The 8,532-nt window shown below is 67.4% G+C and carries 9 protein-coding genes and 2 pseudogenes; 4 read left to right on the top strand and 7 right to left on the bottom strand.

The genetic code is table 11. The features are described from left to right. A pseudogene (locus GJ633_RS11310) lies at positions 1-421 on the bottom strand (potassium transporter TrkA); the annotation flags it as partial. 118 nt (positions 422-539) lie between these two features. Here GJ633_RS11310 and GJ633_RS11305 point away from each other — a divergent pair. Continuing rightward, positions 540-1,736, top strand: a complete 1,197-nt coding sequence (locus tag GJ633_RS11305; protein ID WP_156588912.1) for an NAD-binding protein — start codon at positions 540-542, stop codon at positions 1,734-1,736. 49 nt (positions 1,737-1,785) lie between these two features. Here the strand turns inward: GJ633_RS11305 and GJ633_RS11300 are convergent, their stop codons facing one another. The 6 genes and pseudogenes from GJ633_RS11300 to sdhC all read right to left on the bottom strand — a co-directional run bounded on the left by GJ633_RS11300 (position 1,786) and on the right by sdhC (position 6,593). Continuing rightward, complete coding sequence (locus tag GJ633_RS11300) at positions 1,786-2,421, bottom strand: uracil-DNA glycosylase (RefSeq protein WP_321169041.1); 636 nt, start codon at positions 2,419-2,421, stop codon at positions 1,786-1,788. 128 nt (positions 2,422-2,549) lie between these two features. After that, complete coding sequence (locus GJ633_RS11295; protein WP_156588911.1) at positions 2,550-2,777, bottom strand: helix-turn-helix domain-containing protein; 228 nt, start codon at positions 2,775-2,777, stop codon at positions 2,550-2,552. 242 nt (positions 2,778-3,019) lie between these two features. Beyond that, positions 3,020-4,842, bottom strand: a pseudogene (locus GJ633_RS11290) (FAD-binding protein). 53 nt (positions 4,843-4,895) lie between these two features. Further along, on the bottom strand, positions 4,896-5,786 hold the full coding sequence (locus GJ633_RS11285; RefSeq protein WP_156588910.1) for a succinate dehydrogenase/fumarate reductase iron-sulfur subunit: 891 nt from the start codon (positions 5,784-5,786) through the stop codon (positions 4,896-4,898). 8 nt (positions 5,787-5,794) lie between these two features. After that, complete coding sequence (locus GJ633_RS11280) at positions 5,795-6,166, bottom strand: succinate dehydrogenase hydrophobic membrane anchor subunit (protein WP_156588909.1); 372 nt, start codon at positions 6,164-6,166, stop codon at positions 5,795-5,797. A gap of 1 nt (position 6,167) precedes the next feature. Continuing rightward, positions 6,168-6,593, bottom strand: a complete 426-nt coding sequence (gene sdhC, locus GJ633_RS11275; protein ID WP_156588908.1) for a succinate dehydrogenase, cytochrome b556 subunit — start codon at positions 6,591-6,593, stop codon at positions 6,168-6,170. A gap of 250 nt (positions 6,594-6,843) precedes the next feature. On the opposite strand from sdhC, the gene GJ633_RS11270 reads away from it, so the two are divergent. The 3 genes from GJ633_RS11270 to GJ633_RS11260 all read left to right on the top strand — a co-directional run. After that, complete coding sequence (locus GJ633_RS11270; RefSeq protein ID WP_004046659.1) at positions 6,844-7,038, top strand: cold-shock protein; 195 nt, start codon at positions 6,844-6,846, stop codon at positions 7,036-7,038. Positions 7,039-7,242: 204 nt separating this feature from the next. Then, complete coding sequence (locus tag GJ633_RS11265; RefSeq protein ID WP_156588907.1) at positions 7,243-8,103, top strand: TetR/AcrR family transcriptional regulator; 861 nt, start codon at positions 7,243-7,245, stop codon at positions 8,101-8,103. An 81-nt stretch (positions 8,104-8,184) separates the two neighbouring features. Then, positions 8,185-8,532, top strand: a 348-nt coding sequence (locus tag GJ633_RS11260; RefSeq protein ID WP_394351150.1) for an MFS transporter, incomplete at its 3' end; no start/stop codon positions are given.

The raw sequence follows: 8,532 nt of genomic DNA, 5'->3' as shown, positions 1-8,532 counted from the left end.
CCATGTCGCTCACCTCGCCGGCGACCTCGACCGTGACGCGGCCGCGGCCGCCGACCAGCTCGATCACGTCGGTCGAGAGCGTCCGGTCGCGGAGCTGCTGGAGCGAGAGCCGCTTGGGGACCGTTCCTCCCAGCTTGTCGCCCTTGGCGTGGGCGTACAGCGAGAGCATCAGGATGACGATGATCGCCGTGAGCAGGGCCGGCGCGCGCTCGGACGACCGGATCGTCTCGTCGTTGAGCGCGAGCAGCCCGCCGTTGATGCCGGCGAGCGCGAGCGAGAGGACGACGACCCCGAGCCCCGGGATCGTCACGTCGGTGACGTACTTGAAGATGAACCCCAAGACGCCAGCCACCAGCGCGGGAACGATCCCCGTGATGATCCCGAGGTAGATCCCGAAGAGGATCTCGACCGGAAGTGCCATGTCCGCCTCAACCGACGCGGTCGTTAAACGTGTGTCGGCCCGGGACGGGTGGCCGCTCGCCGCGTGGCGCCGCGATCGCGCTCGCGTAATTTAAGTATCGGCTCGGCGACGAGCGGGTATGGAGCTGACCCGGGACTGGGTGACCGTGCGGGCGTCGGTCGTCCTGACCTTCGCGGTCGCGATCCTCTCAATCCTCGCCGGTCTGGCGCAGATCGGCGGGCTCGGCGTCGACGGCCCCCTGGCGCAGTACGTCCCCCCGGTCGTCAGACAGACCGTCGGCTTCACGGGCACCATCACCGGCTTTGCGATGCTCGGCAGCGGCTTCGCGCTGCGGAACGGCTACCGCGTCGGCTGGTACTCGACGGCGATCCTGCTCCCGCTCACGGCGTTACAGGGACTGATGCAGGCCTCCGTGCTGTCGTTCCCGCTCGTGGTGCTGTCGGTCGTCTCCGCGCCCGCGCTCGTGTACAACCGCGGTCGGTTCGACCGGTCCTTCTCGCCGTCGCCGACGCAGCTCGCGGCCGGCGCGGCGCTCGTGAGCGCCCTCTCGTACGGGACGGTCGGGTCGTTCGCGCTGCGGGACGATTTCGAGGGCGTGGAGACGATCGTCGACGCGTTCTACTTCACCGTCGTCACCGCCTCGACCGTCGGCTACGGCGACGTCCACCCCGGCTCGGGCCCCGAATCCGACATCGCACAGCTGTTCGTGGTCTCCTCGCTCGTGATGAACGTCGCCGCCTTCGCGGTGGCGCTCGGGGTACTCTTGACCCCCGCCATCGAGGCGCAGCTCTCCAAGGCACTCGGAAAGATGACCGACAACCAGATCGACCTCCTCGACGACCACGTCCTCGTGTTGGGGTACGGGGACCTGACGGAACCGATACTCGAAGAACTCGCCGCCCGCGACGGGACGGAGTTCGCGGTCGTGACGACCGACGAGACCGCCGCCCGGCGGCTCGCGGAGCGCGAGATTCCCGTGTCGAACGCGGATCCGAGCGACGTCGGCCCCCTCGAACGCGTCAACATCGCCGGCGCTCGCGCGGTCGTCGTCGCCACGGACGACGACGCCCGCGACGCGCTCGCGATCCTCACCGCGCGACAGCTCAACCCGAACGTCCGGATCGTCGCGGCGGCGACCCAGCGGGAGAACGTGGACAAGCTCCGACGGGCGGGCGCCGACCAGGTGATCTCGCCCGCGATGCTCGGCGGGCACATCCTCATCGACTGCGCGTTCGGCGCCGACAGCGACGACGCCACGGCGGAGCTGCTCGGCGACCTCACGCCGGAAGAGGCAGAGGACGAGAGGGAGGACTGAGCCGCCGGTCCGCGTCCTCCTTCGCTGCTCTCCGTCCGACCTCACGACCTCACCGACTCTGCCGGCCCTTCGTCTGCCGGTAGTCCCGGCTCAACACGTTCTCGGCGAGGTGCTCGCGGAAGGCGTCGGCCTCGGCGTCGGTCATCGCCGCCGGCTCCTTCATCGGCACCAGCTCGAACCCTCGCCCGCGGATCGTCGTCGCGTGGTCGGCCTCGATATCGAAGGAGTCCGGCTGGCGCGTGGTGTACTCGACCGCGAGCTCGCGGAGGGGGCGCTCGCCGACGGGCACGATGATCTGCGGGTTGATCATGCGGATCTCGGCGTTCAAGAACGGCTCGCAGGTGTCGACCTCCCGGTCGGTCGGGTCGCGATCGGGGTGTCGACACCGCGTCAGATTGGTGAAGAAGACGTTCTGGACGTCGGGCTCGGCCGCGTCCGGCTCCGACCTGACGAACCCGAGGTCCGCGAAGATCGACTGGACCAGTTCGCCGCCGTCGTCGCCGGTGAAGGGGACGCCGTTGGCCTCGGCGGCCGCGGTCGGCGCGGTCCCGACCACGAGGAACTCGGCGCCGACGTCGCCGTAGCCGTGGACCACGCGCTCTCGCGCCTCGCACAGTTCGGGACAGTTCTCGCACGCCTCGTCCATCCCGAACGGATTCCGGAACTCCCGTTGATTCGCGTCCACGGGGTGACTGGGAACCACGGCCTCCTAAACGATCCGCCGCCGAGAGCGACGCGCGAGCGGAGGCTAAGAGCGCAAGAGAGCACGAGACGCTCCGCAGCGGGAAACGCAGGAAACCAAGCCGACCGCTTTCAGTTCAGCGCGTAGGTGTCGCCCTCGCAGGCGACCATCCCCTCCTTGCGGAGGGTCTTCAGGATGCTGTACAGCGAGAGCTTCTTCATCCCGAGCGACTCGCCCATCTCCGAGACGGTTGCGTCGCCGTTCGTCGTCAGGTACAGGTACACCAGCTTTGCGCGGGGAGACTGCAGTTCCGGCGGGAGCGTCGCAGCCGCCGTGGACGCCGTCTCTGTTTCCAACATCTTGCTCGGTACGATGGCTTCGACGATAATAAATCCCCCATTCAACGGTCGTCGAAACAGCGCATAGACCCCACGTACCGCCGCTCTCGCCCGTGTACCGGCATCTCGACGGTCGAAACGTCGATCGACGAACAGAGGATCGACGGTGGTCGACCCACTATTTTCGACTGTCGACGGATAATGAACCGTGAACGATCCCGAACGATCGCGGAAGACGGCAGTCGCCCCGGTGTGCGCTCGGCTCAGTACGAGCGGGTCTTCGGTTCGTACGTCTTGTTTGCGCCCTCCAAGATCGCCGGCTTGTACCACAGCTCCGGCTCGCCGTCGTTCCACGAGACGAGCGTGTGTTTCAGCCAGTTCTCGTCGTCGCGCTCCTGGCGCTCCTTGCGCCAGTGCGCGCCGCGGAACTCCCGGCGGGCGAGCGCTCCCATCGTGAGCGCCTCGGCGATGTCGAGGATGTTCCGGGTCTCCATCGTGTGGATGAGGTCGGTGTTGAACGTCCGCGACGGGTCCGAGACGGCGACGTCCTTGTACGCCTCGCGGGCCTCGCGCAGGTCCTCGAGGGCCGTTTCGAGGCCACCCCGCTCGCGGAACACGTTGACGTTGGCCGTCATCGTCTCCTGGACCGCAGAGCGGATCTCGGCGTGGTTGCGACCCTGCCGGGAGAGCAACGCGTCCACGCGCTCGCGAGCGCGCTCGACGGCGGCGTCGAGGAGGTCGTCGCTCGTCACCACGCCCCCCGTCGGCCGTGGCGGAACCGCTTCCGTCGGTCTCGCCGACCGCGACCTCGAACTCGTAGTCGGCGGGCTCCCAGTCGCCCGCCTTGCCGGTCTCGATCTCCGCCTCGCCCATGTCGTCGCCGGCCGCGTGGCGACCGGCGCGCTTGCCGAAGACGATGAGTTCCGGCAGGGCGTTCCCGCCGAGGCGATTCGCGCCGTGAACCGACGCGCACGCGCACTCGCCGGCGGCGTAGAGCCCGTCGATGACGGTCTCGCCGAACTCGTTCGTCTCGACGCCGCCCATCGCGTAGTGCTGACCGGGCTTCACCGGCATCGGCTCCGTGAGCCCGTCGGCACCCTCGAAGTCCTCCGCGAGGTGGAGGATGTTCTCCAGCCGGTCGAGGATGCGCTCTTCCCCCAGGTGGCGCATGTCGAGGTGAACGTACTCGTCCTCGATGCCGCGGCCCTCGTTGACCTCGGTCAGCTCGGCGCGCGAGACCACGTCCCGGGAGGCGAGCTCGCGTCGTTGTTCGCGTATCCGTGCTCGAACATGAACCGCTCACCCTTCTCGTTGTAGAGGATGCCGCCCTCGCCGCGGACGCCCTCCGAGATCAGGACGCCCGTCGACGGCAGCGTCGTCGGGTGAAACTGGATGAACTCCATGTCCTCCATCGGGACGCCGGCGCGGTACGCCATCGCGACCCCGTCGCCGGTGTTCGCCACCGCGTTCGTGGTGTGATCGAACACCTGGCCCATCCCGCCGGTGGCGAGGATGACGCCGTCGTTCGCGCGGAACCCGCTGATCTCGCCGCTCTGGATGTCGTAGGCGACGACGCCGTGACAGGTCCGGTCGGCCGGATCGTCCTCGTCGGTGACCGCGAGATCCATCACGTGCCACTCGTCGTACACCGTGATCCCGCGTTTGACCACCTGCTCGTACATCGTGTGGAGCATCTGGTGGCCGGTCTCGCGCCCGCGTACGTCGTCCGCGGGAACGAGAGCCCGCCGAACGGACGCTGGGAGACGCGGCCGTCCTCCTCGCGGGAGAAGGGCATTCCCCAGTGTTCGAGCCGGATGACCTCCTCGGGGCTCTCCCGACAGAGCGCCTCGACCGCCGGCGCGTCCCCGAGGTAGTCGGACCCCTTCATCGTGTCGTACGCGTGGTCCTCCCAGGAGTCGGCGTCGCGCAGCGCCGCGTTAATTCCGCCCTCTGCCGCGCCCGTGTGCGAGCGGACCGGGTGGAGTTTCGAGACCATCGCCACGTCCGCGCCCGCTTCCTGTGCCGCGATCGCCGCCCGGAGTCCGGCCCCGCCGGCGCCGACGACGACAACGTCGTGTTCGTGCATTGTTGAGATATGAGTCGGTTAGTTTCGGAATTGCTTGAGACTGTCCGTCGGCGTCACCAGAACTTGAGGTTGTTCTTGACGGCTTCGCGCTTCAGCTCCTGGATGTGCTCCGTGAGGGGGATGTCCTTCGGACACACCTCGGTACAGGAGAACTGGGTCTGACACCGCCAGACGCCGTGCTCCTGTTCGATGATCTCCAGCCGCTTCTGTTTGAGGTCCTCGCCTTCCCGCTCGTCCATGGCGAACCGGTACGCCTTGTTGATCGCGGCGGGACCGAGGTACTCGTTGTCGCCCGCGGCGATGTTACACGAGGACATGCAGGCGCCACACCAGATACAGCGCGTGGACATCTTGATCTTCTCGCGGTTCTCCCGGGTCTGGCGCTGCTCTTCTAAGTCGCCCTCGGGGTACTCGTTCGTCTGGAAGTACGGCTCGACCGCCTCCATCTGGTCGTAGAAGTGCTCCATGTCGACGACGAGGTCCTTCGTCACCTCGGCGTGCGGGAGCGGCTCGACGCGGATCGGCTCATCGAGCTCCGAGATCTGCGTCTTGCAGGCGAGCTTCTGGCCGCCGTTGACGAACATCGCGTCCGACCCGCACACCGCCTGTCGACAGGAGTGCCGGAAGGTGAGCGAGGAGTCGTAGGTGTCCCGCGAGTACATCAGCGCGTCGAGGACGGTCATCCCCTTCTCGAACGGGACGTGGAACGTGTCGAACCGCGGCTCCTGTTTGCCCTCGACCTCGGGGTCGTACCGGAACACCTTCAGCTCGACCGTCTCCTCGGCGGCGGCCGCCCGCTCGGCCTCTTCGGCCTGTCGCTCCTCGCGGCGCTCGGCCGCCCGGCGTCGCTTCTCGGCGCGACGCTCGTCGCCCTTGGACGGGGCGTCGGCCTCGGCGTCGGTCTCCGTCGATTCGTCGGTCTGTTTGGGAATCTGCGTGCTCATGGTTCAGCTCAGTAGAGTCCGATGCCCGCCCAGGCGTTCGCGGTGCGGATCCCCTGGACGATCAGCACGGCGCTCGCGGCGACGAGCGTCCACTTGATCACGGTGCGTTTCGTGCCGGTGAGCCCCTGGTTGATGAGGGCGTTGTACACGCCGTTGACCCCGTGGAACGTCGCGGTCACGAGGAAGAGGATCATCAGCGAGTAGTAGCTCAGTTGCTCCATCCGTCCGGCGCTCGCGAGGAACGACACCTCGTCGGCGTGGTGGACGAAGTGGAGCAGGAAGAAGTGGAACGCCAGCACGACGAGCAGGAACACCGCCGTGATCCGCTGGATCAGCCACATCCGACCGCCCTTCTCGAACGAGGAGTAGCGTTCCGCCATCTCAGAACGCCCCCGCGATGAACGTCGGCACCGACGCGACCGTGATCGCTCCGGTGAGGATCAGCGACGCGTAGAAGCTCTTGTCCTGTGCGTCCAGCCCGACGCCGAGGTCGACGAGGAGCAGCCGGGTCCCGTTGAGCATGTGGAAGACGGCGACCGCGAGCAGCCCGACCTCGAGGATCCGGACGAGCAGCAGCTCCTCGAGGCTGACGATCGTCTGCGTGTAGACGTCCTCGCCGGCCATGAGCGCCGCTTCGCTCGCGCCCGCGGCCGGGATACCGGTACTCAACACGGCGATGTGGGTGAACAGGTAGCCGATCAGCACCCACCCCGTGAACTTGTGGAATATCCAGGCCCACATCCCCGCCTCGAACTCCCGCCAGCGGCCGAAGTCCTCGATGAGGCCCCGATTGTACGACTGGCTCATACGTCGTGTCTGTGTACCCGGGTCGTATAGTAGTTACTAACACGGCGGACCCGCAGCCGATTCCAGCGATTCTCGCCGGATCTGTGTGCGGATCTCGACTGGTCGATCAGGGGGAGATACGCCCGGTCGGCACACGCGGGATTCGTCGGCGGAGACTAGCCGACGGTCGCGCCGCGACCGTGCCCGTCTGTGCCACGCTCGTCCCGGTCACGGAACCCTTTTATGTTGGTGACGCGCTTCTACGGTTGCAATGGCGAAAGGCGAAGTCGATTTCTTCAACGACACTGGCGGCTACGGTTTCATCGAGACTGACGACGCGGACGAGGACGTGTTCTTCCACATGGAGGACGTCGGCGGCCCGGACCTCGAAGAGGGTCAGGAAGTCGAGTTCGACATCGAGGAAGCGGACAAGGGTCCGCGCGCGACGAACGTCACCCGCCTGTAAGCGGTTCCGACGAATCCAGTTGTACCGGCTTTTCGACCGAACCTACTCTCCTAGCGACGGCGTCGTTCACGGGCGGCACCCACTGATCCGGCCGGTGAGAGACGCCGCTGACCCAGTTCGGTGAGAGCCACTGCGGGCCTGGTTCCGGCGAGATACACCGTTCACCGTTAGGGATTTGAGCGTTGCTGACTGACCGGTCAGTCAATGACCGAGCAGCCGGGCGCGGCCGACGAGATCATGGACGGGGTCTACCGCGCGCTGTGTCGCCACGGGTACGCGGACCTGACGATGCAGGACATCGCCGACGAGTGCTCCAAGAGCAAATCGCTCCTCCACTACCACTACGACACGAAAGAGGACCTGCTCGTCCGGTTCCTCGACCGGGTCATCTCCGACTTCGAGTGCCGGGTCGAGCGGAGCGTCGGCAGCCCGCCCGTCGATCGGCTCGTCGCGTTCGTCGGCTGGTTCGTCTTCGAACCCGCCGAGACCGACCGGGAGTCGTTCCACATCGCCCTGCTGGAGATGCGGTCGCAGGGGCCGTTCAACGACCGGATCCGCGAACAGTTGCTCCGGAGCGACAGACTCCTCCGCGGAACCGCCGCGGAGATCCTCGCGGCGGGGATAGACGCCGACGTCTTCCGCGACGTCGACGTCGAGGAGACGGCCGCTCTCCTGGTGGCGACGCTCGACGGCGCACGGACCCGACAGATCACCCTCGGGAGCGGCCTCGGCGGGGGATCCGACGGCGAGAGCAACGACGAGGCCGGGAGTGCCCCGGCGACCGACGGCGCCTACACCCGGACGGTCGCGGAGGCGACCCTTCGACGGATCGTCGAGCCGTTGCTCGCCGAGGACGTGACGCTTCCCTCCCTGGAGGAGGCGATCGAGGAGCTCACGGCACGGACCGGCGAGAACCCCACCGGCGACTCGTTCCCGGAGGGGCTCACGATCGAGCGTCCGCCGGCGGAGGCGGGCGACCGGAACGGAAACGGAACGGGAAGCGGCGGGGAGACAACCGGAAGCAACGGGAAGAAAATCGGAAGCAGCGACGAGGAACTCGAATGACCGAGGAGATCCAATGACCCGGTCGAGACGGTCGCGAACGCGCCCGGGACGTCGCCACGCGGTAGTCGTGGGTGCGTAGGCGTGGCCCGGCGCCCCTCGCTCGGCCTCCGTCGACTCCCGAGGGTGTTGGTCGCGGTGATAGCCAGCACGTTCTTCGTCGGGTTCGGCGGCGGGGTCGTCTTCCCGATCCTGCCGAACCTCGGGGCGGTCCTCGGCATCTCGGCGTTCATGGTCGGCGTGATCCTCTCGGCGAACCGGTGGGTCCGGCTCGTCGCCAGCGCGCCGGCCGGCGCCCTCGTGGACCGGTACGGAACGCGGAAACCGTTCGTCCTCGGACTGCTGGTCGAGGGGATCGCCACCCTCGGGTACGTGGTCGCGATCGCGTTACCGCCCGCGGAGTCGTTCCGCCCGATCGCGGCGTCGATGCCG

Source organism: Halorubrum sp. CBA1125 (assembly GCF_009742825.1).
Classification (GTDB): Archaea; Halobacteriota; Halobacteria; order Halobacteriales; family Haloferacaceae; genus Halorubrum.
Note: the sequence above shows the minus strand (reverse complement) of the source record. Positions and strands in the feature narration are given on the sequence as shown.